Source organism: Mycobacterium paraense (assembly GCF_002101815.1).
Classification (GTDB): Bacteria; Actinomycetota; Actinomycetes; order Mycobacteriales; family Mycobacteriaceae; genus Mycobacterium; species Mycobacterium paraense.
On sequence record NZ_LQPM01000013.1, the window covers coordinates 33,876 to 58,164 of the forward strand.

Genomic DNA, 24,289 nt, shown 5'->3' on the forward strand with positions numbered 1-24,289 from the left:
CTCAGCAAGTCAGCAACATGCAGCCGGCGACGGGCCCGCCGCCCACCGACACCACGCCGACCTCGGGGCGTTTCGACACCTGGCGCTCGCCCGCCTCGCCCCGCAGCTGCAGGCATCCTTCGTGCAGGGCCCAGTAGCCGTGCATGCGCCCGGCCGACAGCTGGCCGCCGTAGGTGTTGAGCGGCAGCCGGCCGTCGCGGGCGATCCGCGTGCCGCCCTCGACGAACGGCCCACCCTCCCCGTCGCCGCACACCCCGAGGGCTTCCAGCCAGGCCAGGGTGAGATACGTGAAGCCGTCGTACAACTCGGCGACCTCGAGGTCGGCCGGCGTCAACTGCGTCCGCGACCACATCTGGGCGGTCGCGTCCGACATCGCCATCTTGGGGTAGTCGGCGCGATGAAACCAGCCGCCGGCACCGTCGGATCCGCCGATCGCCTCCACCGCCACCGCGCGGTGCGGGCAGTCGCGGGCGTATTGGGCGTGTGATACCACCACCGCGATCGAGCCGTCGATCGGGACATCGCAATCCAAGAGGCCGAACGGCGTGGACACCAGGCGCGCGCCCAGGTAGTCGGCCATGGTCATCGGTTCGCGGTAGACGGCGAGCGGATTCAGCGCGGCGTTGCGCCTGCCGTTGAGCGCCAGCCAGCCCAGCTGTTCCTTGGTGGTCCCGTACAGCTCCATGTGCCGGCGGCAGTTCAGCGCCAGCCAGTTCGCCGCCGAATAGGCATGCGCCGCAACCAGATCGTTGACGTCATCCATGGCGCCGACGGCCGGGCGCGGCGCGCCCTCGGGTGTTTCGAACATCCGCGCCAGCGGCTGGGCGGGCGCGTTCTCCTCCCGCTTGACCGGCACCGTGCCGCCGAGCATCTGGATCGTCCGGTACACGACCACATGGCGGGCCCGCCGCTCGGCGACCGCGCGGCACGCCGACATCACCGGGCTCAGCAGCCCGCCGGTGCCGAAGCCGGAACCGCAGTCGGCGGCCTCGATGCGCAGTTCGGTGTTGACGTCCGCGGCCGGCGTGTCACCGAGGGTGGCGATCCCGTCGACGTCCGCGGGCGCCAGGCCGGCGTCCTCGATGGCCGCCCGCACCGCCTCCATAGTCAGCTCCAGGCCGGGAATGCCGGTGCGACGGCCTATTCGCGAGATGCCGATGCCGGACAAGATCGCGTCCTTTTCGAAATACGTCATACGCACCGCCCGTCAACCGCCACCCGCACCGAATCAATAGAGTGTACTGTATTGGGCGTGTCAGGCCAGCTGCTCATCGAACACTGCGACACGTGCGCGCGCTGGGTCCACCCGGCGGCCGGCGAATGCCGCGACTGCGGCGCCCCGCTGGTGTCGCGACCGGTATCGGGCCGCGGCACGGTGTTCACCTACACGGTCAATCACCACCCGTACAACCCCGACATCCCAACCCCGTATGTGATCGCGATCGTGGAGCTCGCCGAACAGAGCGGGCTGCGGGTGGCGGCCAATATCGTTGGCTGTGACCCCGATTCGGTGACCTGCGGGATGCCCGTCGAGATCCAGCCCGAGAAGGGCGGCGCCGGCGCGCCCCAATTCGCGCCGGCCTGACAACCGGCCTAGTTGATCAGCGGGTCGCGCGGCATGCCGAGGATCCGCTCGGCGATCTGATTGCGGGTGACCTCCGAGGTGCCGCCGGCGATCGACATGCCGCGCGCCCCCATGATCATCCGACTGGCCAGCGCGCCCTGCCCGTCGCCGAGCGCGACCTCGGGCCCCAGCAGCGCCGCCGAGATCGCGGCGCCGTCCACCATGTGTTCGGCCAGCTTCAGTTTGGTGACGTTGCCTTCCGGTCCCGGGCCCGCCCCTTCGACGCTGCGGGCGACGCGGCGCAGGTTCAGCAGCCGCAGCGCGTGGTCGTCGGCCAGGTAGTTACCCACGCGAATCTTGGCCCCCGCCAATTGATCCGGGCGCTGGCCGACCAGTTCGATCAGCATGTCCGCCAGGCCCTCGTAGAACGAGCCGCTGCCGCCGATGCTGACGCGCTCGTTGCCGAGCGTGGCGCGAGCGACCGTCCACCCGGTGTTCGGCTCGCCGACGACGTCCTCGTCGGGAACGAACAGGTCGTTGAAGAACACCTCGTTGAAATCCGAGCCGCCGGTGATCTGCCGCAGCGGCCGCACCTCGACCTCGGGCGCCTTCATGTCGACGATCACCGTGGTGATGCCGGCGTGCTTCGGCGCCTCCGGGTCGGTGCGCACGGTGGCCAGCCCCCGCGCGCAGTAGTGCGCCCCACTGGTCCACACCTTCTGCCCGTTGATCTTCCAGCCGCCGTCGACGCGGGTGGCGCGGGTCTTGATGGACGCCGCGTCGGATCCCGCGTCCGGCTCGGAGAACAGCTGGCACCAGATCTCGTCCTTGCGCAGCGCCTTCTCCACGAATCTTTCGATCTGCCAAGGCGTTCCGTGCTGGATCAGGGTCAGGATCACCCATCCGGTGATGCCGTAGTCGGGCCGCTTGATGCCCGCGGCGCGGAACTCCTCCTCGATCACCAGCTGCTCCACCGCGTCGGCGCCGCGGCCCCAGGGCTTGGGCCAGTGCGGCATCACGTAGCCGGTTTCGATGAGCTTGTCGCGCTGCGCCTGCTTGTCCAGGGCGGCGATTTCGGCGGCGTCGGCGTGGATCTGGGTGCGCAGCTCTTCGGCCTCGGGCGGCAGGTCCAGGCTGTTCTCGCGCACGGCGCCGGCCGCGGTGCGTTCGAAGACGTCGGCGGCCGGGCCGTCGCCGCCGAACAGTGCCGTGGTCACCAGCGCCCGGCGCAGGTGCAGATGGGCGTCGTGCTCCCAGGTGAAGCCGATGCCGCCGTGCACCTGAATGTTCATCTCGGCGTTGCGCGCATACGCCGGGAAGGCCAGCGCCGCGGCCACGGCGGCGATGAGGCGAAACTGGGCTTCGTCCTCTGAGGAGTCCTCCGCCGCCGCGCGCGAGGCGTCCCACACCGCGGCGGTCGCCGACTCCGACGCCACCAGCATGTTGGCGCAATGATGCTTGACGGCTTGGAAAGTCGCGATGGTGCGGCCGAACTGCTGGCGCACCTTGGCGTAGTCGACGGCGGCCTCCACACAGTCGGAGGCCCCGCCCACCGCCTCGGCGGCCAGCAGCGTGCGGGCGCGGGCCAGCGCCGACTCCCGCGCCCCCGGCACGATGTCGCCGGAACCGATGCCGACGTCGTCCAGGCGGACGCGTCCCGACCGCCGGGTCGGGTCGAGGTTGTCGGGCACGTCCACCGAGACACCGGACCGGCCGCGTTCCACCAGCAGCAGGTCGTCACCGGCGGCGATCACCAGCAGGTCGGCCAGCCCGGCGCCCAGCACGATGCCGGCGCTGCCGTTCGCCACGCCGTCGGAGACCCGGACATCGCCTGCCAGGCCGATCCCCGCGGTGACGGTGCCGTCGATCAGCCCGGGCAGCAGCCGCGACTTCTGCTCGGGCGTGCCGTCTTTCGCGACCACGGCCGAGGCGATCACGGTCGGCACGAACGGCCCCGGCGCCACCGCGCGGCCGAGTTCCTCGACGACCACGACGAGTTCGGGCAGCCCGTAGCCCGAGCCGCCGTGTTCCTCGTCGATGTGCAACCCCAGCCAGCCCAGCTCCACCAGGTTGTGCCAGAACGGGGGCCGGGGTTCGTCGGTCGCGTCGAGCAGCGACCGGGCGGCCCAGCGCGCCTTCTGCGCGGTCAGGAACGCGCGGGCTACCTCGGCGAGTTCGCGATGGTCGTCGGTCAGTGCGATACCCATGAGGGCCTCCTCGCGCCGCTGCCGGGGGTGACTGCCTGCCCCGCTCCGAGGGGGAGCGGGGCGGCTGCCTAAAGAGTGTACTTATTCCCCGCGCGGGCCTCGGCGGGGGTGCCTACTTCGGCGCGAAGCGCTGCCCGGCGTCCAGCCGCAGGCACTGGCCGTTGAGCATCGGGTTGTCCACGATGGCCGCCACCAGCTTCGCGTACTCCTCGGGCCGGCCCAGGCGTTTCGGGAAGGCCGCGTCCTTGGTCAGCGCCGCCGCGAATTCATCCGGAATGCCCTGGGTCAATCCCGTGGCGAACAGGCTCGGCGCGATCGCCAGCACGCGGATGCCCAGCGAACCCAGGTCACGCGCCATGGTCAGGCACATCCCGGCGATGCCCGCCTTGGCGGCGGTGTAGGCGACCTGGCCGATCTGGCCCTCGAACGCCGCGATCGACGCGGTGTTGATGATGACGCCGCGCTCTTCGTCCTCGGGCTCGTTCTGGGCCATGTGGGCGGCCGCCAGCCGGCTGATGTTGAAGGTGGCGATGAGGTTGAGGTCGATGACGGACTGGAAGGACTCCAGGTCGTGCGGACCGGACTTGGTCATGGTCCGCTTGGCGATCCCGCCGCCGGCCGTGGTGATGACGACGTGCAGGCCGCCGAGCTTGTCGACCGCGGTCTGCAGCGTCTCCTCGGTTCCCGTGAAGTCGGTGACGTCGACCGGGTAGAACGAGCCGCTGACGGCCTCGGCGACGGTCTTGCCGTCGGAGCCCTCGCGGTCGAGTATGGCGACGTCCGCGCCGCGTTCGTGCAACAGTTCGGCGCTGGCGCGACCCATCCCCGACGCGCCGCCGATGACGACGACCTTCTTGCCGTTGATCTCCATCCGGACCTCCTCGTTAGGCTTGTCAGAATCCCTGAAATTTGTAACGTTTCCTAGGCACGCTAGCGTGTCCGCCCAACGGGGTTGACCCCGCCTTGTTCAAGGGCCATGCCAAGCTGAGTTGCGTGCTCCTCCTCGACGTCGCAAGCACGTCGCTTAATGTCGGCGGGACGTCGTCGCGGCTGACGAAGATCGGCCACATCGCCGAGCTACTGCGCCGCGCCGCCCCCGACCCCGAGACCGTCGCGATCATCGTCTCGTGGCTCTCGGGCGAGCTGCGCCAACGCCAGATCGGCGTCGGCTGGGCGTCGTTGCGCTCCCGGCCGCCGCCGGCGCCCGAGCCCGCGACGCTGACCGTGGCGGGAGTCGACGCCGCGTTCGCCGAGATCGGGGCGGTGTCGGGCAAGGGGTCGCAGGCGCGGCGGGCCGAGCTCCTCGACGCCTTGTTCGCCGCGGCGACCGAAACCGAGCAGGCCTTTTTGGTGCGCCTGCTCGGCGGCGAGCTGCGCCAGGGGGCGCTGGCCGGGATCATGGCCGACGCCGTCGCCAAGGCCGCCGGAATACCCCTCGCGGCGGTGCAGCGTGCCGCGATGCTGGGCGGGGATCTGCCGGCGGTGGCGGCGGCCGCCCTGTCCGGCTCGGCCGCGGCGCTCGACGCGTTCACCCTGCGGGTGGGCCGGCCGGTCAGCCCGATGCTGGCCCAGACCGCGACCGGCGTGGCCGACGCGATCGAACGCCACGACGGCACAACGATTTTCGAGGCGAAGCTGGACGGCGCGCGCGTGCAGATCCACCGGGCCGGCGAGGACGTCACCGTCTACACCCGCAGCCTCGACGACGTCACGGCGCGGCTGCCCGAGGTGGTCGAGGCGACGCTGGCGCTGCCGGTCACCGACCTGATCGCCGACGCCGAGGCGATCGCGCTGCGGCCCGACAACCGGCCACACCGCTTCCAGGTCACCGCCTCGCGATTCGGCCGGTCCGTCGACGTGGCTCAGGCCGTTGCGGCCCAACGGCTTTCGGTGTTCTTCTTCGACGTCCTGCACCGCGACGGCGCCGACCTGCTGGACGCGCCGACCACCGACCGGCTGGCCGCCCTGGACGCGCTGGTGCCGCCCGCGCAGCGGGTCGACCGGCTGACGACGTCGGACCCCGCGGAGGCCGCCCGCTTCCTGGACGCGACGCTGGCCGCCGGCCACGAGGGGGTGATGGCCAAGGCGCCCGACGCGCCGTATCTCGCGGGCCGGCGCGGGGCGGGCTGGCTCAAGGTCAAGCCGGTGCACACCCTGGACCTGGTGGTGCTCGCCGTGGAGTGGGGCTCGGGGCGCCGTCGCGGCAAGCTCTCCAACATCCACCTCGGCGCGAGGGATCCCGCCACCGGCGAATTCGTCATGGTGGGAAAGACTTTCAAGGGAATGACCGACGCCATGCTGGACTGGCAGACCGCCCGATTCGGCGAGCTCGCGGTCGGCGGCACGGACGAGTACGTGGTCCGGGTCCGTCCCGAGCAGGTGGTCGAGATCGCCCTGGACGGCGTGCAGAAGTCGTCGCGGTATCCGGGCGGGCTGGCGCTGCGGTTCGCCCGCGTGGTGCGCTACCGCGACGACAAGGGCCCGGCCGACGCCGACACCATCGACGCCGTCCGCGCGCTGTACTAAAACACGCTGCAACACGCATTGTCATGGTTGCGCGCGTAGGGTTTCCGCCGTGACAGTCGAAGAGCGTGACAAAGACGTCAGCTTCATCCGCACCCTCGAACACCTGCCGCCGGTCGCCATCATCGACCGCTCCCCCATCACCACCCGGCACAAGATCGCCTTCGCCGTGATCGCGGTCGTCGGCGCGGTCGCCTGGGCGATCATCGCGCTCGTTCGCGGCGAGACGGTCAACGCGGTCTGGTTCGTGGTCGCGGCGATCTGCACGTACATCATCGGCTACCGGTTCTACGCCCGGTTGGTCGAGATGAAGATCGTGCGGCCGCGCGACGAGCACGCCACGCCCGCCGAGGTTCTCGACGACGGCAGCGACTACGTGCCGACCGACCGGCGCGTGCTGTTCGGCCATCATTTCGCCGCCATCGCCGGGGCCGGGCCGCTGGTGGGCCCCGTGCTGGCGACCCAGATGGGCTACCTGCCGGGCGCGATCTGGATCGTCATCGGCGCGGTGTTCGGCGGCTGCGTCCAGGACTACCTGGTGCTGTGGATCTCCACCCGGCGCCGGGGCCGTTCCCTGGGCCAGATGGCCCGCGACGAGCTGGGCCTGGTGGGCGGGGCCGCCGCCCTGCTCGGCGTGCTCGTCATCATGGTGATCCTGATCGCGGTGCTGGCAATGATCGTGGTGCAGGCGCTGGCCAAGAGCCCGTGGGGGGTGTTCTCGATCGCCATGACCATCCCCATCGCCCTGTTCATGGGCGCTTACCTGCGGTTCCTGCGGCCCGGGCGGGTATCGGAAGTGTCCGTCATCGGCTTCGCGCTGCTGCTGCTCGCCGTGGTGTCGGGCAACTGGGTCGCCGAAACGTCCTGGGGCGCATCCTGGTTCACGCTGTCGCCGGTGGCGCTGTGCTGGTGCCTGATCGTCTACGGCCTCGCCGCGTCGGTGCTGCCGGTGTGGCTGCTGCTCGCGCCGCGCGACTACCTGTCGACGTTCATGAAGGTCGGCGCCATCGGGCTGATCGCGCTGGGCATCGTCATCGCGCGGCCGGAAATGCAGGCACCCGCGATCTCGCACTTCGCCACCCGGGGCAACGGCCCGGTGTTCGCCGGCTCGCTGTTCCCGTTCCTGTTCATCACCATCGCGTGCGGCGCGCTGTCGGGATTTCACTCGCTGATCTCGTCGGGAACGACGCCGAAGATGCTGGAGAAGGAAGGCCAGATGCGGGTGATCGGCTACGGCGGCATGATCACCGAGTCGTTCGTCGCCGTCATGGCGCTGATCACCGCGTCGATCATCAACCAGCACCTGTACTTCACCCTCAACGCGCCGGCGGCGCAGACCGGCGGCACCGCGGCCAGCGCCGCGGACTACGTCAACTCACTCGGCCTGTCCGGCGCGCCGGCCACCGCCGACCAGATCAGCCGGGCCGCCGCTGACGTCGGCGAGAAGTCGATCGTGTCGCGCACCGGCGGGGCGCCGACGCTGGCGCTCGGCATGGCCGAGGTGCTGCAGCGGGTGTTCGGCGGCGCCGGGTTCAAGGCGTTCTGGTATCACTTCGCGATCATGTTCGAGGCGCTGTTCATCCTGACCACCGTCGACGCCGGGACCCGGGTCAACCGCTTCATGCTCTCCGACACGCTGGGCAACTTCGGTGGCCCGCTGGCCAAGCTGCGAAACCCGAGCTGGCGCCCCGGCGTATGGATCTGCAGCCTGGCCGTGGTCGCCGCGTGGGGCAGCACACTGCTGATGGGTGTGACCGACCCGCTGGGCGGCATCAACACGCTGTTCCCGCTGTTCGGTATCGCCAACCAGCTGCTGGCGGCCATCGCGCTGACCGTCGTCACCGTGGTCGTCATCAAGAAGGGCCTGCTGAGGTGGGCGTGGATCCCGGGAGCGCCGCTGCTGTGGGACCTGGCCGTCACGCTGACCGCGTCGTGGCAGAAGATCTTCTCCGGGGATCCCGCGGTCGGCTACTGGACCCAGCACGCGCGCTACCTGGCGGCACGAAACGCGGGCAAGACGGCATACGGTGCGGCCAAGAACGCCCACCAGCTCGACGAGGTCATCCGCAACACCTTCATCCAGGGCACCCTGTCGATCCTCTTCGCGTTGGTCGTCGTGATCGTGTTCGCGGCCGGGGTTGTGGTCGCCGTCAAGGCAATTCGCGGCGGCGGCCGGCCGCTGACCGAAGACGAGCCGGTGCCCTCGAAACGGTTCGCGCCGTCCGGCCTGATCCCCACGCCGGCCGAGCGGGAGTTGCAAAAGCAATGGGACGCGGTCCCGGCCCCGGGCGGTTAATCGCGCGCCCCGCGCAACACAGGTAGTCAACTACGCATCCCACGGGGCGTTCGTCGACCTTACGGTTGGTGCGCCAACCACCGCTTGCCCGGTCAAGGCGCCACAGCGGAGAAGAGGTAGACGATGTTGGGATCACCCACGGGCCTCGACGAGCCCATCAACCGGCAGCCGCCGGCCGCGCCGCCGGTGGAGGCGACATCCACCGAGGTACTGATCAGCACGCAGCAGGTGTTGTTCGGCACCGCCGCCGCCCTGGGGGCGCACCGCAAGACGGACCCGCAGCGGCGGCACTACCCGAAGCGTTACGGATTCCTCGAGAACGCCCTCATGGCACGCGAAATGGAAAGATTATGAACGTTGTCGTCGCACTTGCGTCCGCGATGTTGATGGTGATGATCGCGAAGGGGATCTACAGCCTGCAGTGGTGGCTGGAGCGCAGCGACTACATCCGTCATTTCGAGGACTGACCGCCCCCGCCCGGGCGGCGCGCCCGAGGAAAAAGTTCGTGCCGAAATCCCGTGCAGCCTCCTAGAATTGTGCGGAATGAGGGTCGGCATCGACTTTGGCACCACCCACACCGTCGTTGCGGCCGTCGATCGGGGTAATTATCCGGTCATCTCGTTCGACGGACTGGACGCCTGGCCCTCGCTCATCGCCGCGAACGCCGACGGGGAGCTGCGATACGGGGTGGAGGCGGCCGCCGTGCGCCACGAGCCGGGCTGGTCGGTGCTGCGGTCGTTCAAACGCCTCCTCAACGAGGCCGGACCGCAGACCGAGCTGAACCTCGCCGGCCGCGACCATCGGCTGGCCGACCTCCTCACCGGCTTTCTGGCCCAGCTGAGACGCGACCTGCAGCATCGCTCCAATGCCACCCTGGCGCCGGGCGAGACCATCGAGGCGGCCATCAGCGTGCCCGCCAACGCCTCCAGCGCCCAGCGGCTGCTGACGCTCGACGCGTTCGTCGCGGCGGGTTTTCACGTCGTCGCGCTGCTGAACGAGCCGTCGGCCGCCAGCCTGGAGTACGCCCACCGGTACCGCTCCACCATCACCGCCAAACGCGAGTACGTCCTCGTCTACGACCTCGGCGGCGGCACGTTCGACGCGTCGCTGCTGCGGATGACCGGGCACGAGAACGAGGTCGTGATCAGCGAAGGCATTCAACGCCTCGGCGGCGACGACTTCGACGAGGCGATCGCGGACCTCGTCCTGGCCCGGCTGAACCTGCGGACGGTCGATCCGGCCACCCGCGAGCTGCTGCGGGAGGAGTGCGCCGCCCGCAAGGAGGCCGTGGGGCCGCAGACGCGCCGATTCCTGGTGGACCTCACCGGCGTCGACGCGGTCGACCGGCCCCCGTTCTCCTGCGGCATCGACGACGTCTACTCCGTCTGCGCGCCGCTCGTCGACCACACGACCGAGCTGCTGCACCGCGTCCTGCGCGCCCCCGCTCCCGGCAGGGGCGTGGCGTGGTCGGAGGTGGCGGGCATCTACGTGGTGGGCGGGGCCGGCGGCTTCCCGCTGGTTTCGCGGATGCTGCGCACCGCATTCGGCGAGAAGCGGGTGAAGCGCTCGCCGCACCCGTTCGCCGCGACGGCCATCGGCCTGGCGGTCTTCCTGGACAAGGAGGCGGGTTTCGCGTTGTCCGAACGCTTTTCGCGGCACTTCGGGGTGTTCCGGGAGGCGCAGGCCGGCTCCGACGTGGTGTTCGACCCGATCGTGCCGAAGGACGCCTCGCTGCCCGGGGACTCCCCGCTGGTCGTGCGGCGGACCTACCGGGCGGCGCACAACATCGGGCACTTCCGCTTCGTCGAGTGCAGCCGCCTGGTCGACGGGCGCCCCGACGGCGACGTGACGCCCTACGACCCGGTCCTGTTTCCCTTCGACCCGGCCCTCTACGACCGGGACGACCTGGGCCGGCAACCGGTCGGCCGCTGGAGCGACGGCCCCGACGTCGAGGAACGCTACGTGGTCGCCCCCAGCGGCGCCGTCGAGGTGACGCTGACGACGCACCCCGCCGGTTTCAAGCGCACCTTCCGGCTGGAGCGCTGCGCGGCGGCGTCGTAGGCCGAACCACGAACGGAGACAACGATGTCCACCTGGCTGATCACCGGCTGCTCGACGGGCCTGGGCCGCGCGCTCGCCGAGGCCGTCATCGCCGCCGGCCACAACGCCGTCGTCACCGCGCGCGACGTCGCGAAGGTCACCGACCTGGCCGAGGCCACTCCCGATCGGGTGCTGGCGGTCGCCCTCGACGTCACCAAGCCCGCGCAGGTCACCTCCGCCGTGCGGCGGGGCCACGAGCGGTTCGGCGGCCTCGACGTCCTGGTCAACAACGCCGGCTACGGCTACCGCGCCGCCGTCGAAGAGGGCGACGACGCCGAGGTCCGCGAGTTGTTCGAGACGCACTTCTTCGGCACGGTCGCGATGATCAAGGCGGTGCTGCCCGGCATGCGGGCGCGCCGCAGCGGCGCGATCGTCAACATCTCCTCGATCGGCGCGACGGTGACGCCGGTGGGATCCGGGTACTACGCGGCGGCCAAGGCGGCGATCGAGGGCATCAGCGGCGCCCTGCGCGGCGAGCTCGCGCCGCTGGGCATCTCGGTGACGGTCGTCGAGCCCGGCGCCTTTCGCACCGACTTCGCCGGTCGCTCGCTTGCGCAGTCGGCCGAGGTCATCGACGACTACGCCGCCACCGCCGGGCAGCGGCGCAAGGAAAACGACACCATGCACGGCAACCAGGCCGGCGACCCCGCCAAGGCCGCCGCGGCGATCATCGCGGCCGTCGAGTCAAGCGAGCCGCCCGGGTTCCTGTTGCTGGGCCCCGACGCCCTGGCCCTGTACCGCCATGTCGCTGACGCGCGCGCCGGCGAGATCGCGAAATGGGAAGCGGTGACCAGCGGCACCAATTTCGACTAGGGCTCAGCCGCGCACCGCGGGCAGCACGTCGCGTTCCCACGCCGCGAAGAACCCGTCCATGTCCGGGCCGATCTGCTGCACGTAGACCTCGTCGATGTCGGCGTCGAGGTACTGGCGCACCTGCGCGATGTGCTTGTCCGGGTCCGGCCCGCACGCGACGCTCTCGGCGACCTTCTCCGGTGGCACCAGCGACATGAGCGCGGCAAAGTCCTTGGGCCGCGGCAAGATCTGCGAGGTCTGCCCGGGCAGCCCCTCGTTGCCCCACAACCGGTGCGCCACCTTCAGCGCGGCGTCGGCGTCGGCGTCCCAACTCACCTTGGTGCCGGCCTGCACCGGCTTGTCGCCCCCGCCGGATTCCCGGAACGCCTTGACCAGGTCCGCCTCGGGCATCGCCAGCACGTAGCCGTCGCCGATGCGCCCGGCCAGCTCCGCGCCCTGCGGTCCGAACCCGGAAACGTAGATCGGCACCGGCCGTTCGGGCCGCGTGTAGATGCGCGCTTCTTGGACCTCGTAGTGCTTGCCGTGGTGGCTCACCTCGTCGCCGCGGTGCAGCAACCGGATGACGTCGACCGCCTCCTCCAGCATTTCCTGGCGCACCGCCACCGACGGCCAGCTGTCGCCGAGGATGTGCTCGTTGAGCGCCTCGCCGCTGCCCACCCCGAGGACGAAGCGGCCGTCGAGCTGCACGGCGGCGGTGGCCGACGCGTGCGCGATGATCGCCGGATGCGTGCGCACGGTCGGGCAGGTGACGGCCGTGCTCACCGGCAGCGAGGTGGCCTCCGACAGCGCGCCGATCACGCCCCACACGAACGGGCTCTGGCCCTGCTCGTCGTTCCACGGGTGAAAGTGATCGGAGATCCACAGCGCGTCGAATCCGGCCGCCTCCGCCCGTTTGGCCTGGTCCACCAGTTCCTTGGGGCCGAACTGCTCGCAGGAAAGGAAGTATCCGAACTTGGTCATGGCGACGGGCTACCCGGTACGCGGTGGCTTATGCGCCGCGACACTCCTGCCACACCAGTCACGAAATCGCAGGGACCATCCGTTGTGCCCGCCTCAGAGCGACAACGAGCCGCGTTTGTCGCTGTGAGGCGGGCACAAAGCCCATATCTTCCCGCGGCGGGGCCAATGTGGCGCATGTGAAAGCCAGCATCGCGAGAACCCCTTCGCCATTTAGGAGAAGATTATTCTTCGGAACCGAGAGACGCTTTACGATCGGTGGGTGCCCCACACGCTGGAACTCGAGCGCCCCCGCGACGGCGTCGTCGTCGTGCGGCTGAGCCGCCCGGAGCGGCTCAACGCCATCAACGAGGCCATGCAAGCCGAATTGGCCGGAGCCCTCGGCGATTTGGCGGACGACTCGTCGGTGCGCGCCGTCGTGCTCACCGGCGCCGGCCGCGGCTTTTGCGCCGGGATCGACGTGCGCGACTTCGGGCCCAGCGTCCCCGAGGCGACCGCCCCGGCCCTGGATCGGATGCGCTTCCAGGAGGGCATGGCCGCGCTCGCCGCACGCATCCGGGAAGTGCCGCAGCCCGTCATCGCCGCGGTCAACGGCCCGTGCGTCGGTGCCGGGTTCGCGCTGTGCCTGGCCGCCGACATCCGAATCTGTTCGGCGGGCGCCTCGTTCGGCAACGGGGCCATCCTGCTGGGGCTGTCGGGCGCCGAGATGGGCATGAGCTACCACCTCCCCCGCATCGTCGGCACCAGCGTCGCGGCCGACTGGATGCTCACCGGACGCACGGTGTCGGCCGGCGAAGCCGATCGGCGAGGGCTGGTCAGTGAGGTCGTCGAACCCGATCGGTTGGTCGACCGGGCCCTCGAGTTGGCGTCGCTGATCGCCGGCCTCGCCCCGCTCGGCGTGCAACTCACCAAGCGCGCGCTGCAGGTTAACACCGACGCGGCGAGCCTGCCCGCGGCGCTCGAGCTGGAGAACCGCAACCAGGTGATCGCGCACGCGACCAAGGAAGCGGCCGAGCGCCGCGAGAAGTGGTCACGGTGACCGGCCCGCTGAACGGCGTGCGCATCGTGATGATGGGCGGCCTGGGTCCGGCACCCTTTTGCGGAATGTTGTTGGGGGACTTGGGCGCCGACGTGGTTCGCGTCGATGCCCTCGCGGGGGTGGACGGTGCGCTGCCGATCGACTACACGGTTCGGCGCAGCCAGCGGTCGCTGGCCGCCGACGTCAAAGACCCCCGGGGCACCGAGCTGGTGCACCGGTTGGTCGCCGACGCCGACGCCTTCGTCGACGTGTTTCGCCCCGGCGTCGCCGAACGGCTGGGTATCGGGCCGAATGCCTTGCGGGAGCGCAATCCTCGCCTGGTCTACGCCCGGATGACGGGCTACGGGCAGGACGGACCCCTGGCGGGGAACGCCGGCCACGACATCAACTACATCGCCCTGGCCGGAGCCCTGCACGGCATCGGCACCGCCGAATCACCCGTTCCCCCATTGAATCTGGTCGGGGATTACGGCGGCGGCGGGATGCTCCTGGCGGTGGGGCTGCTCAGCGCGATCCTCGAAGCCCGCCAGTCCGGCGTGGGCCAGGTCCTCGACGTGGCGATGGTCGACGGCGCGGCGACGCTGATGGCGCCGTACTTCGGGATGGTCGCCGCGGGCACCTGGCGCGACCATCGGCAGGACAATCTGCTCGACGGCGCGGCCCACTTCTACGGCGTCTACGCCACGGCCGACGGCGGCCACGTGGCCGTCGGCGCGATGGAACGAAAGTTCTACGCCGAGCTGTGCGACCGCCTGGGCGTCGACGTGCCCCAGGATGACGACCGGCCGGCGACCTGGGCCGCCCACCGCGCCGAGCTGGCCGCCCGCTTCGCCGAGCGGACCCGCGACGAGTGGGAGCGGATCCTCGATTCGCCGGGATGCTGTGCGACGCCGGTGCTTTCGCTGAACGAGGCGCCCCGGCATCCCCACGCCGCCGCGCGCCGGGCCTTCATCGAGGTCGACGGCGTCACGCAGCCCGCACCCGCCCCACGCTTCTCGCGCAGCCGGCCCGCCGCGCCGTCGGGTCCCGCGCTGCCGGGCGACCACACGCGCGCGTTGCTGCGCGAGCTGGGACTGGACACCGAGGCCATCACCGAACTCGTCGACTCCGGCGTGGTGGCACAGAGCAAGAGGGGACGTTAAATGGCCTGGGACTTCTCCACCGACCCGCAGTGGGCGCAGCAACTGGACTGGGTCGAGGATTTCGTCCGCAACGAGTGCGAACCGATCGACCTGATCGTCAAGGAATCTCACGACCTGGGCGACCCGGTGCGCCAGGCCCTCATCCCACCGCTACAGGAGATCGTCAAGGAGCGCGGCCTGTGGGCCACCCACCTCGGGCCGCACCTCGGCGGGCCGGGCTATGGGCAGGTGAAGCTGGCCCTGCTCAACGAGATCCTGGGCCGCTCGGAGTGCGCGCCGATCGTGTTCGGCTCGCAGGCCCCCGATTCGGGCAACAGCGAAATCCTCGCGCACTACGGCACGCCCGAACTCAAGGCCCGCTACCTCGAGCCGCTGCTGGACAACCGCATCGTCTCCTGCTTCTCGATGACCGAGCCGCAGGGCGGCGCGGACCCCAAGGTGTTCCGCACCACCGCCGTGCCCGATGGCGATCACTGGATCATCAACGGGGAGAAGTGGTTTTCCTCGTTCGCGTCGATGGCGTCGTTCATCATCGTGATGGCGATGACCGACCCCGAAGCGCCGCCGTACCAGCGATACTCGATGTTCGTCGTGCCGGGCGACACCCCCGGCATCAACGTGCTGCGCGACGTCGGGCTGGGGTATCAGCCGGCGGGCGGCGGCCGGGAAGGGTACGTCCGTTACGAGAACGTCCGGGTGCCCGCGGACCACATGCTGGGCCCGCGCGGCGGGGCCTTCGTCGTGGCCCAAACCCGACTGGGCGGTGGGCGGATTCACCACGCCATGCGCACGGTCGGGTTGGTGCGGCGCATCTTCGACATGATCTGCGAGCGGGCGGTGTCGCGCTACACCCAGGGCGAGGTGCTGGCCAACAAGCAACTGGTCCAGGAGATGGTCGCCGACTCGTGGATGGAGATCGAGGCCTTCCGGCTGCTGACCCTGCAAACCGCTTGGAAGATCGACCAATTCAACGACTACAAGGCGGTGCGCGCCGACATCTCGGCGGTGAAGGCGATGATGCAGAAGGTGTTGCACGACGTGTCGTCGCGGGCGCTGCAGCTGCACGGGTCGCTGGGCACGACCCATGAGATGCCGTTCGTGCAGTACCTGGTGGAGTCGTTCGTGCTCGGCCTTGCCGACGGTCCCACCGAGGTGCACAAGGTGACGCTGGCCCGGCTATTGCTGAAGTACCGCCCGCCGGCGCCGGACCTGTTCCCCTCCGAGCACCTGCTGCGGTTGCGCGCGGCAGCCGAGGCGAAGTTCGCCGACCGGCTGGCGGGCATCCCCCGCGGGTAGTACCCGTGGCTAGACGGCCTTGGTGACGCCGACGTAGGACAGCACCACGTCGGATTGGTCGGTCACCCGCGTCAACGTGGCATAGGAGCGGATGAACGACTGGCCCACACAGCCGTCGATCTTGACGTGGAAGTTGCTGATCATCACCCACGGGCTCGAGCCCTTGAACTCCTTCTTGACCACCGGCACCACGATCACCAGGCCGGGCTTGAGCCCCACGCTCATCACGCCGTTGACCGGCGTGGAAACGATCGGCAACAGGCCCGTCACCGTCCCCGGCAACAGCGCCGTCGTCCCGATGCCCGGGGTGATGCCCGCGCTGCCCGCCATCGTGACGCCGTTGGACGTGCTCATGTCGATGCCGCAGCCGATCTCGTATCCGACCTCGAGCTCGCCTCTGGGCTGTTCCGGTCCGATCAGCGAGCCGACGAAGATCCCGCTGGACAGGTATTCGCGGGACGAGAGCGCGGTGGTCAACGGCGCCACGGGAACTTGCGACTCGTCCTTCGCGCCCAGGCCCAGCGTCCAGCCATCGGGGGTGTTGAGGGTTGCTGGCGGGTTCGAGGGGATGCGTCCGTCGGGCGCGGCTGCCGTGGCCGCGGCGGGGTCGACTTCGGGGTCGGCGCTGGTCGACGGCGCCGTGGCCAGCTGCATGGCAAGGCAAGCCGCGACGACCGCGGCGCGGCGGACGACCACGGCTATGGGCCTCACGGACGACACCGTAAGCGGCGCCGGATTCACCGTGCGACATTTGCTGGGCGCACCGCCACAGTCGTTGTGCGTTCGTAACGCGAACGCAACTTCGGCGACCGTTTCGGCCGCCGAAGGCTAGAATCGCCTGCTATGAAGCGTCGCATCCTCGCGCTCGGCCTGTTGGCCGGTGGCGTCACGCTGGCGAGCGGCGCAGGCATCGCGCACGCCGACCCGGATCCGTTTACCCCGCCGGCGCCCGGCTTGATCGATCAGATGCTCACCGAGACACCCGACCTCTTCGTCGACCCACGCGACGAGGGCGGGCCGTCAACGAATTCGGGCCGGATCGGAATGTATTGCGAAAACTTGTTCGTGCGATGCCGGTGACCCACCGCTAGTCCAGCATTGACCGCGCTCGCTCGAGCAACCTAGGCAGCGTCGGGGCCATGGCCTCCCATTCGGCGCGCGGGTTGGGCCTTCGGCGGTTGTGCTTGACGATCAGCGACCACGTCGCCGCCGACTTGAAGCACGCCAGCGCGCCGAACCAACCCAAATCGGCTACCCCACAACCCAACTCGCGTTGGTAGAGCTCGGCGAGCTCAACAGTCGGAGGCGCCACACCCGCCGAGGCCGGAACCCGCCGATACGTCTCCGGGTCGCAGTTGATCAAAAACCAGCCGACGTCGATGCGCGGATCGCCGATCGACCAGATTTCCCAATCGATCACGGCGGTGATCCGCGCGCCGACGGCCATCAGGTTGCCCAGCCGGAAGTCGCCGTGCACGACGGCGGGCCCCATAGCCGTTGGCGCGCAAGCCAGTAGCGCGTCACGCACGCCGGGCCAGCCCGGCACCAGCGCCGGGTCGACGGTCCGCAGCGTGTCGCACCAGCGCTGGACCTCGGCGACCGGGTCACACACGGGTTCGCCGGCCAGGCCCAGGGCGCGCGGCGACAGGCCGTGCAGGGCGGCCATGGCCCGGCACGCGCCGCGGTAGCGCTCGGCCAGGTCCGCACCGGGCGGGCAGCCGTCGAAAAGCGGCTCCACGCAGTCGCCTTCGGCACGCGACATCACGAACAGCGGCGGGACATCGGGCGGGCTGCCGGGGTCCTCCCACACCACCTCGGGCACCGGAACCCGCGTCGCGGCAAGCGCTTTCATGATCCGGGCCTGACGGAGCACGTCGCGGTGCGCCACCGGCGCGACGCCGGGCGGGGCCACCTTGATCACCACCGCCCGGCCGTCGCGCTGACCGCAGAACGTGAGGCTGGAGGCGCCCCCGGCCAGCGGCGCCAGGCCGACGACGTCCGCGGCCGCGAGCCGCCTGCGCAGCTCCTCGAGATCGAGCTCGGGCATTCAGCCGGCCCAGCCGGCCTCGGCGAGGAAGGGCTGCGTGTGCGCGATGCGCCCGGTCATGGACTTCGGATCGCAGGTGCACAGCCGCAGGGCGGTCTCCGTGATCAGTTCGATGTCCTCGGTGTCGGTCTTGGCCAGGTCCAGGGCGCCGGCCCCCGGTGTCGCGACGGGGTTGGACGGAGCGGCGGCGTTGACCGCGATGCCGTCGTCGTAGAGTTCGGCGGCCAGGCTTTTGGTGAGCCGGTTGAGCGCGGCCTTGGCCGTTCCGTAGACGCCGAAGCCCGCCGTCCGGTCGAATTCGGAGAACGGCGGCCCGGGCGGCAGGTCGCCGCCCACCGACGTCAGGTTGAGGATCCACCCCCGCCCGCGGTCGCGCATCGCGGGAATCGCCAACTGGCACAGGTGCAACGGCCCCAGCACGTGCATCTCCAACATCAGCCGGGCCCGCCGCTGCGGGAACCCGTCGAGCGGCCGCAGGAAGGTGACCGCCGCGTTGTTGACCAGAATGTCGGGGGCCCCGACGGCGCTCACCACCTCCGCGAAAAGCCGTTCGCGTTCCTCGGAGTGGGCGAGGTCCGCGGCAATCGCGACGGCGCGCCCGCCGGCGGCGACGATCTCGTCGCGGGTCTGGTTCAGCGATCCCTGGTATTTGGGGTCGGGTTCCATGGTGCGCGCGGTCAGCGCCACCGTCGCGCCGCGCGCGGCGAGCCGAGCCGCGATCGCCTTGCCCAGCCCCCGGCTGCTGCCGGTCACGAGGGCAACCATCCCGTCGCACCGTGGGTCTGCGCCCATCGTCTACCTCCTCGGGACCCGCGGAACGGAAACAGCTTCTCGAAAACAGAGAATGCCATTATCGTCGCCCGAGCGGAAGGGCGGCCAGGATTCCCTCGTCAACCGAACGGGAATCCCCCGCTCATGAGCACACCGCGCGAGGTCGTCGAGCTGATCGACGCGCTCGCCTTCGACATCTACGACGCCTACGACCGCCCGCGCCTCTACCCGGCGCCGGAGAAGGCGAAGGCGATCACGGCGGCGCGCTACCTGGCACGGCAACTGCTCAGGAAGGGCTGGCGCAACGACGGCCGGATCGACCTGCCCTGCTGCCCGTACGGGACCGTGACGTGCTTCGACCCGGCGCCGCACGCCCACTGCGAAATGTAGTGTCAGCCCCCGCCTTCGGCCCGCAGGGCGTCGAGGGCATATCTCCCGCCGCCCGTGAAGACCAGCAGCAGGAAAGCGAAGCAAAACAGGATCGCCAAAGCGCCGCCGTTGCCCGCGGGCGGGTCGCCGATGGGCCAGAGCGCTCGCGGCTGATGCATCCAGAAATAGGCGACCGCCATTTCCCCCGAGGCGATGAAAGCGGCAGCGCGGGTGAACAATCCGGTCGCGATCAGCAGCCCCGCGACCAGCTCGAGCAGGCCGGCGTACCACCCGGGCCAGACCCCGAACTCGACGCGCCATCCGAGACGCACGGGCCAGTGAAAGGCGCTCGTCGAGCCGTACGCCGCGAAGAGCAGCCCGTAGACCAACCGGAACAGACTCAGCACGGCCGGCGCAAACCGCTCGAGGCGGCGGTCGAGAGCTTTCGTCACCCCTCAGAGGTTACGGTCGCGACCCAGTCGAGCAAGCGACGCCACAGCCGGTGCCGGCTCGACGCCATGTTGTGGCAGTGCGCGCTGCCGGCCAGCACGACGGTGGTGATGTCGGGGCTGCTGCGAAACAGGGCGGCTTCCGCGCGTGGATCCGGCGAGACGTCGACGGCGCCGTAGCCGAGGAGCACCGGAACGCCGATCCGCGCGGCGTGGTCGGCGACGACGCCGGGCACCATCGCGGTGCCGAACACGCGCGGCACCACCGACTTTGCCGTGACGCAGTCGGCCGCGACCACATCGGCGGGGACGTCGTCGAGGTGAAACCAGCTCTGCAGATACTCGCGCGGGGCATCGGCATAGGGCTCGGGCAGGGCGGCGAGGATCTGCCCGGCCAGCTCCTCGCGGCCCTGCGGCGTCGCCGCCCGGGCGATGAATCCCGGATCGAGGTTCAGCGGCGCCACGTGCTGGTTGGTGCAGCCGAGCGCCGCCAGGCCCGCGTAGCTGGAAAACACCGATTGCTGGACGATCGCGAGATAGGCACCCAGCGAATGCGCCACCGCCACCACGGGTACGCGGCCGCCGGTGACGTCGGGCAGCGCGGAGACGGCCCGCGCGAGCGCGGCGGCGATGTCGGTGAAGCCGAAATCGCGCGCCGGCTTGGAACTCTCACCGGTGCCCAGCGGGTCGATCGTGACGACGCTGTAGCCCTTCTCGGTGGCGAACTCGGCGAAGCTGTAGCCGCTGCGGCCGGCGATGTTGAGGTCCCAGTATTCGCGGCTGTAGGTGCCGCCCGGGAGGCAGAGGAGTACGGCGCCCGGGGCGCCGGGCGGCGGGTAATACGTCGCCGCCAACGACGCCCGCTCCCCGACCACGTCGCCGACGTCGAAGCGCACCGGTCGTGGGGAAACGGTCATGGCGCGCCTTCCGTCGTAGCGTCATAGTTGAGTTCAGATTGAACCGCGCGATGAAGTGGGGAGTGGCAAATGGCCGAAGAGCCCGTGGCCGGGCACCCGAGCCCGGCGGAACGCGCCGCCCGGGTCGAGCAGCGGGTGAAGGAGCTTCGCAACCGAAGGGCCGAGTTGGCCGCCGGCGAGCGGCCCTCCAAGGAGTCGGTCAGCTTCGCGCGCCACCGGGCCGAGGAATCCCTGCACTTCGCCACCGCGGCCCACCACGCCGCCGCCCAGCGGCACGAGGAGTTGGCGCACGTGCACGAGCGCACGGCGAACACCTACCAACGCGCCGCCATGGACGGACGGGGCTCCTCGGCCCGGCTGCAGCAGGCCGCCGACCAGCACTGGCAGGCCGCGCACGACAGCCACCTGGACGCCGCAGCGGACGAGGCGCAGGCCGAAAACCCCCAGAAGTCCACGTCGGGCTGACGCGTTGACCTACCTGCTCCTGCTCGGCGCGATCTTCGCCGAGGTCGTCGCGACCAGCCTGCTCAAGAGCACCGAGGGATTCACCCGGCTGTGGCCGACGGTCACCTGTCTGGTCGGCTACGCCGCGTCCTTCGCGCTGCTTTCGTTGTCGATCTCGCGCGGCATGCGCACCGATGTCGCCTACGCGCTGTGGTCGGCGATCGGGACGGCCGCCATCGTGCTGATCGCCGTGCTGTTCCTCGGCTCCCCGGTGTCGGCGGCGAAGGTCGTCGGCGTCGGGTTGATCATCGCCGGCGTGGTCACGCTGAACCTGGCCGGCGCGCATTAGGTAACGAACGGGGCCGCCGCGCAGACATTCACTGCATGAGTGTCAGCCGCCCCGCCGGCGTCGCCGCGCTGGCCGGCGCCGCCGCGCTGGTCCTCGCGGTGGGCACCGCGCACGCCGCGCCGGACCCGCCGCGCGGCGAGGGCACGCTGTACGGCAATCCCGCGGCGGCCGCGGCGTTCTGGCGCTACCAGGGATACGACGACGACTGCGTGGAAATGGCGGTCGCCGACGTGGTGGGCGAGCTGACCGGGCGGCAGCCCTCCGAGCAGGCCATCGTCAGGCTGGCCCAATCGACCCCCAGCACCGTCCACGCCGGGCCGGTCTACACCAAGCCGAAGAAACGCAAGCCCGGCAGCGGCACCTCGTTCGACGACGAGCCGGCGCTGCTCGCGCACTACGGCATCCGCGCCGCGTCCACCGACAAGGCGAGCGCCGCGAAGGCGGGCGCGCCCGAGGGACTGACCGCACTGGAGCAGGACCTGGCCAAGGGCCGCAAGGTGATCGTCGGCGTCAACTCCGAGCTCATCTGGCGCGAGCCCGTCGAGGACAAGACCCCCGACGGCCGGCCGGAGGCCAACCACGCCGTCGTCGTGACCGGCATCGACACCGCGGCCGGCGTCGTGCACCTCAACGACAGCGGAAGCGAGCAGGGCCGCGACGAACAGGTGCCGATCGACGTCTTCGCGCAGTCGTGGGCCACCAGCGACGACCAGATGACGGTCACCGCGTAGCCTAATTGCGTTGCGGCCGTTGCGAGGTCAGCCGGGTGCACGGGTCCTGGCAGGCGTGGTTGATTCCGGGCAGCATCTGGTGGGCGAAGTCGCCGCCGGTGCGAATGGTCGCGAACGCGATGACTCCGCCGACCACGCACAGCGCCGCGGTGATGAGCATCGCGATCGGAAAGCCGTGACCGAGCGGCTGATCCGGGCCGGCATGGATGCCCGCGGCAACCGGCAGCACCGCGACGGCCAGTAACCCGGCGACACGCGCCACGGCGTTGTTGACGCCGGAGGCGGTGCCGGCGTAGGCGTCGGGGACGGCGGAAAGGACCGCCGCGGTCAGCGGCGCCACGGTGACCGCCAGGCCGACGCCGAACACCACCACGGCGGGCAGCACCGCGCCGAGATAGGTCGCCCCGGGCACGATGCGCGCCATCAGCGCCAGGCCCGCCGCGGCGATCAGCGGGCCGACCGTCATGGGCAGCCGCGGCCCGCGCCGCTGCCCGAGGGCGCCCGCCCACGGCGAGCCGATCAGCATGATGATCGTCGTGGGCAGCATCGCCAGCCCCGCCGCCAGGGCGGAGTAGCGCAGGCTTTGCTGCAGCTGCAGGGCCAACAGGAAGAACGCGCCGCCAAGGGCGGTGTACACGGCCAGGGTCGCGAGGTTGGCGCCGGTGAATTGCCGCGACCGCAACAGGGTCAGCGGCAACAGCGGTGATTCCGCACGGCGTTCGATCGCGGGGAACGCGACCAGCGCGGCCGCGCCGACGACGGCCGCGGACACCGTGATCCATGTCCAACCACGGGACGGCGCCTCGATCAGCGCGTAGATCGCCCCGGACAGCCCGACCGTGACGGCGACCGTCCCCAGCACGTCCGGACGGCCCTCCGCGGTGGGACCGTGTGATTCGGGGATGTGCCGAGCCGCGATCCACACCACCGCCACCGCAAGCGGAAGGTTCAAGAAGAACACCCAGCGCCACGACGCCGCGTCGACGAGCCAGCCGCCGATGAACGGCCCCAGCGCCGTCGTCACGCCGGACATGCCGGCCCAGATTCCCACCGCCCGGCCCCGGTCGTCGTCCGTGATGCCGGCATCGACCAACGCGAGGCTGCCCGGAACCAGCGCCGCCGCGCCGATGCCCTGCACCAGCCGCGCCCCGACCAGCCAGCCAATGCTCGGCGCCAACCAGCACACCATCGAGGCCCCGGTGAAAACGACCAGGCCGGCGAGGAAGACGCGGCGGCGGCCGTAGCGGTCACCCGCGGCGCCCCCGGAGAGCAGCAACGCACTCAGCGTCAACAGGTAGCCGTCCAGCACCCATTGCTGCCCGGTCAAACCGCCGCCCAGCTCGCGCCCGATGGTCGGCAGCGCGACATTGACGACGGTGCCGTCCAGCAGCGCCATGCCCGAACCGAGGACGGCCGCCGCGATCAGCCAGCGGGCGCCGGGCGACCCCAACGGCAGCGGGGTTGCGGAGGGTCCCATGGTTGAGCATTCTGCGCCTAGGATTTCGCCATGCCGATTCTTGGAGAGCAAACCTTCGTCGCCGCGCGAGTGACGAGGGCGACGTCCAACGCGTTGCGGATCGGGCTCACCGGCCCCGACGGGACCGAATTGGCGCGCGCTCAACAAAAGGGCGGCGTCGGCGTCCTGCTCGGATTCAAGAACGGCGGGAAAAGCGACTACACGCTGTCCGGGGCGGCGGGCGACGAACTCCGGCTGGCGGTGGCGGGGACGACGACTGTGACGAACCGGGACGGCACCGTCGGAAAGATCGTCCCCGCCGACGGCGCGGCGCGGCTGGAGGACGGTGGCGGCACCGTCCTGGCGGTGCTGCGGCCGCACACCGGATCCAAGGCCGACGGCGCGTGGCATCACCCGATCCTGTCCCCCGCGGGCGACGAACTGGGCGTCCTCACGCTGATGACGGTCCACACCGGGTGGCGCGACATCGAAACCGAGGCAATCCAATTGCTGTCCAACCAGAACATCGCCACGCTGAAGGCGCCGTCCGCCGGTGCGATGCTCAAGCTCCGCGCCCCGGCCTTCCCCCAGCTGGGCGACATGCTCGCCGCGGCGTGCGTCGACTTCTCCGTGCTGCCCCGCGGCTACCTCGCCTGACCGGCTCGCCGTTTCGTCGCCGGCGCGTGGGCTCTCGTTCACGTGGCGGACGCCAATTGCGCGCCTGGCGTGCAAACACCGCTGCCACACTGATTCGCCTGCGCGCCGCCGGGCATCGCTCTCAGGGAGTAGGACTCACCAATGACCGACCTAGATCAGACG

At 70.4% G+C, this 24,289-nt stretch carries 25 protein-coding genes; 15 read left to right on the forward strand and 10 right to left on the reverse strand.

From position 1 onward, the window contains the following. Position 1: 1 nt before the first annotated feature. Positions 2-1,195, reverse strand: coding sequence for a thiolase family protein (locus AWB89_RS12145; protein ID WP_085093720.1), 1,194 nt, complete (start codon positions 1,193-1,195; stop codon positions 2-4). A gap of 57 nt (positions 1,196-1,252) precedes the next feature. Here AWB89_RS12145 and AWB89_RS12150 point away from each other — a divergent pair, with 57 nt between their 5' ends. After that, on the forward strand, positions 1,253-1,585 hold the full coding sequence (locus AWB89_RS12150) for a Zn-ribbon domain-containing OB-fold protein (protein WP_139830472.1): 333 nt from the start codon (positions 1,253-1,255) through the stop codon (positions 1,583-1,585). A gap of 8 nt (positions 1,586-1,593) precedes the next feature. On the opposite strand, the gene AWB89_RS12155 is transcribed toward AWB89_RS12150, so the two are convergent. Both AWB89_RS12155 and AWB89_RS12160 read right to left on the reverse strand, forming a co-directional pair. Continuing rightward, the gene (locus AWB89_RS12155) at positions 1,594-3,771 is read right to left on the reverse strand and encodes an acyl-CoA dehydrogenase family protein (RefSeq protein ID WP_085173848.1); all 2,178 of its coding nucleotides are present in this window, start codon (positions 3,769-3,771) and stop codon (positions 1,594-1,596) included. Positions 3,772-3,883: 112 nt separating this feature from the next. Continuing rightward, positions 3,884-4,642, reverse strand: coding sequence for an SDR family NAD(P)-dependent oxidoreductase (locus AWB89_RS12160; protein ID WP_085093714.1), 759 nt, complete (start codon positions 4,640-4,642; stop codon positions 3,884-3,886). 122 nt (positions 4,643-4,764) lie between these two features. On the opposite strand from AWB89_RS12160, the gene AWB89_RS12165 reads away from it, so the two are divergent. The 5 genes from AWB89_RS12165 (at position 4,765) to AWB89_RS12185 (ending at position 11,503) form a co-directional block, all read left to right on the forward strand. Next, complete coding sequence (locus AWB89_RS12165) at positions 4,765-6,297, forward strand: ATP-dependent DNA ligase (RefSeq protein ID WP_085174497.1); 1,533 nt, start codon at positions 4,765-4,767, stop codon at positions 6,295-6,297. Between the two features lie 49 nt (positions 6,298-6,346). Beyond that, positions 6,347-8,590 (forward strand): carbon starvation CstA family protein, encoded by a 2,244-nt coding sequence (locus AWB89_RS12170; protein WP_085173850.1) that lies wholly within the window; start codon positions 6,347-6,349, stop codon positions 8,588-8,590. 123 nt (positions 8,591-8,713) lie between these two features. Beyond that, entirely contained in the window at positions 8,714-8,944 is a 231-nt protein-coding gene (locus AWB89_RS12175) for a hypothetical protein (protein WP_085093710.1), read from the forward strand. A gap of 189 nt (positions 8,945-9,133) precedes the next feature. Further along, positions 9,134-10,651 (forward strand): Hsp70 family protein, encoded by a 1,518-nt coding sequence (locus AWB89_RS12180; RefSeq protein ID WP_085173852.1) that lies wholly within the window; start codon positions 9,134-9,136, stop codon positions 10,649-10,651. Positions 10,652-10,675: 24 nt separating this feature from the next. Beyond that, a complete protein-coding gene (locus tag AWB89_RS12185; protein WP_085173854.1) occupies positions 10,676-11,503 on the forward strand; it encodes an oxidoreductase in 828 nt (275 codons plus the stop codon). Positions 11,504-11,506: 3 nt separating this feature from the next. Here AWB89_RS12185 and AWB89_RS12190 read toward each other — a convergent pair whose 3' ends face one another. Continuing rightward, positions 11,507-12,463 (reverse strand): LLM class F420-dependent oxidoreductase, encoded by a 957-nt coding sequence (locus tag AWB89_RS12190; RefSeq protein WP_085093704.1) that lies wholly within the window; start codon positions 12,461-12,463, stop codon positions 11,507-11,509. Positions 12,464-12,722: 259 nt separating this feature from the next. Here AWB89_RS12190 and AWB89_RS12195 point away from each other — a divergent pair, with 259 nt between their 5' ends. From AWB89_RS12195 to AWB89_RS12205, 3 genes are read left to right on the forward strand one after another with little or no spacing between them, the layout of a single operon-like run. Continuing rightward, positions 12,723-13,499, forward strand: a complete 777-nt coding sequence (locus AWB89_RS12195; protein ID WP_085173856.1) for an enoyl-CoA hydratase/isomerase family protein — start codon at positions 12,723-12,725, stop codon at positions 13,497-13,499. Continuing rightward, positions 13,496-14,641: a CaiB/BaiF CoA transferase family protein gene (locus AWB89_RS12200; RefSeq protein WP_085174499.1), complete on the forward strand. Its 1,146-nt coding sequence runs from the start codon at positions 13,496-13,498 to the stop codon at positions 14,639-14,641. The genes AWB89_RS12195 and AWB89_RS12200 overlap by 4 nt, the downstream gene beginning before the upstream one ends. Further along, complete coding sequence (locus tag AWB89_RS12205; protein ID WP_085173858.1) at positions 14,642-15,937, forward strand: acyl-CoA dehydrogenase family protein; 1,296 nt, start codon at positions 14,642-14,644, stop codon at positions 15,935-15,937. It abuts the gene before it with no gap. 9 nt (positions 15,938-15,946) lie between these two features. Here AWB89_RS12205 and AWB89_RS12210 read toward each other — a convergent pair whose 3' ends face one another. After that, entirely contained in the window at positions 15,947-16,633 is a 687-nt protein-coding gene (locus tag AWB89_RS12210; protein WP_241520493.1) for an MspA family porin, read from the reverse strand. A 147-nt stretch (positions 16,634-16,780) separates the two neighbouring features. Between AWB89_RS12210 and AWB89_RS12215 the strand changes: the two genes are divergently transcribed. Further along, positions 16,781-17,017 carry a hypothetical protein gene (locus AWB89_RS12215; RefSeq protein ID WP_085173862.1) on the forward strand — a complete coding sequence of 79 codons (237 nt, stop codon included), beginning with the start codon at positions 16,781-16,783 and terminating at the stop codon, positions 17,015-17,017. A 7-nt stretch (positions 17,018-17,024) separates the two neighbouring features. Here the strand turns inward: AWB89_RS12215 and AWB89_RS12220 are convergent, their stop codons facing one another. Then, entirely contained in the window at positions 17,025-17,984 is a 960-nt protein-coding gene (locus AWB89_RS12220; protein WP_085173864.1) for a phosphotransferase family protein, read from the reverse strand. Continuing rightward, positions 17,985-18,776, reverse strand: coding sequence for an SDR family NAD(P)-dependent oxidoreductase (locus AWB89_RS12225; protein ID WP_085173866.1), 792 nt, complete (start codon positions 18,774-18,776; stop codon positions 17,985-17,987). It lies immediately after the preceding gene. Positions 18,777-18,899: 123 nt separating this feature from the next. Here AWB89_RS12225 and AWB89_RS12230 point away from each other — a divergent pair, with 123 nt between their 5' ends. Continuing rightward, on the forward strand, positions 18,900-19,145 hold the full coding sequence (locus tag AWB89_RS12230; RefSeq protein WP_085093690.1) for a hypothetical protein: 246 nt from the start codon (positions 18,900-18,902) through the stop codon (positions 19,143-19,145). 2 nt (positions 19,146-19,147) lie between these two features. Here AWB89_RS12230 and AWB89_RS12235 read toward each other — a convergent pair whose 3' ends face one another. Both AWB89_RS12235 and AWB89_RS12240 read right to left on the reverse strand, forming a co-directional pair. After that, complete coding sequence (locus AWB89_RS12235) at positions 19,148-19,576, reverse strand: DoxX family protein (protein ID WP_085173868.1); 429 nt, start codon at positions 19,574-19,576, stop codon at positions 19,148-19,150. After that, positions 19,573-20,490: an alpha/beta hydrolase gene (locus AWB89_RS12240; protein WP_085173870.1), complete on the reverse strand. Its 918-nt coding sequence runs from the start codon at positions 20,488-20,490 to the stop codon at positions 19,573-19,575. The genes AWB89_RS12235 and AWB89_RS12240 overlap by 4 nt, the downstream gene beginning before the upstream one ends. Before the next feature lie 69 nt (positions 20,491-20,559). Here AWB89_RS12240 and AWB89_RS12245 point away from each other — a divergent pair, with 69 nt between their 5' ends. From AWB89_RS12245 to AWB89_RS12255, 3 genes are read left to right on the forward strand one after another with little or no spacing between them, the layout of a single operon-like run. Next, on the forward strand, positions 20,560-20,955 hold the full coding sequence (locus tag AWB89_RS12245; protein WP_085173872.1) for a hypothetical protein: 396 nt from the start codon (positions 20,560-20,562) through the stop codon (positions 20,953-20,955). A gap of 4 nt (positions 20,956-20,959) precedes the next feature. Further along, entirely contained in the window at positions 20,960-21,283 is a 324-nt protein-coding gene (locus AWB89_RS12250) for a DMT family transporter (protein ID WP_085173874.1), read from the forward strand. A 35-nt stretch (positions 21,284-21,318) separates the two neighbouring features. Then, the gene (locus AWB89_RS12255) at positions 21,319-22,014 is read left to right on the forward strand and encodes a cysteine peptidase family C39 domain-containing protein (RefSeq protein ID WP_085173875.1); all 696 of its coding nucleotides are present in this window, start codon (positions 21,319-21,321) and stop codon (positions 22,012-22,014) included. A 1-nt stretch (position 22,015) separates the two neighbouring features. Here AWB89_RS12255 and AWB89_RS12260 read toward each other — a convergent pair whose 3' ends face one another. Then, on the reverse strand, positions 22,016-23,491 hold the full coding sequence (locus tag AWB89_RS12260) for an MFS transporter (RefSeq protein ID WP_085173876.1): 1,476 nt from the start codon (positions 23,489-23,491) through the stop codon (positions 22,016-22,018). Positions 23,492-23,521: 30 nt separating this feature from the next. Between AWB89_RS12260 and AWB89_RS12265 the strand changes: the two genes are divergently transcribed. Next, on the forward strand, positions 23,522-24,127 hold the full coding sequence (locus AWB89_RS12265; RefSeq protein ID WP_142282520.1) for a hypothetical protein: 606 nt from the start codon (positions 23,522-23,524) through the stop codon (positions 24,125-24,127). Positions 24,128-24,289: the final 162 nt, after the last annotated feature.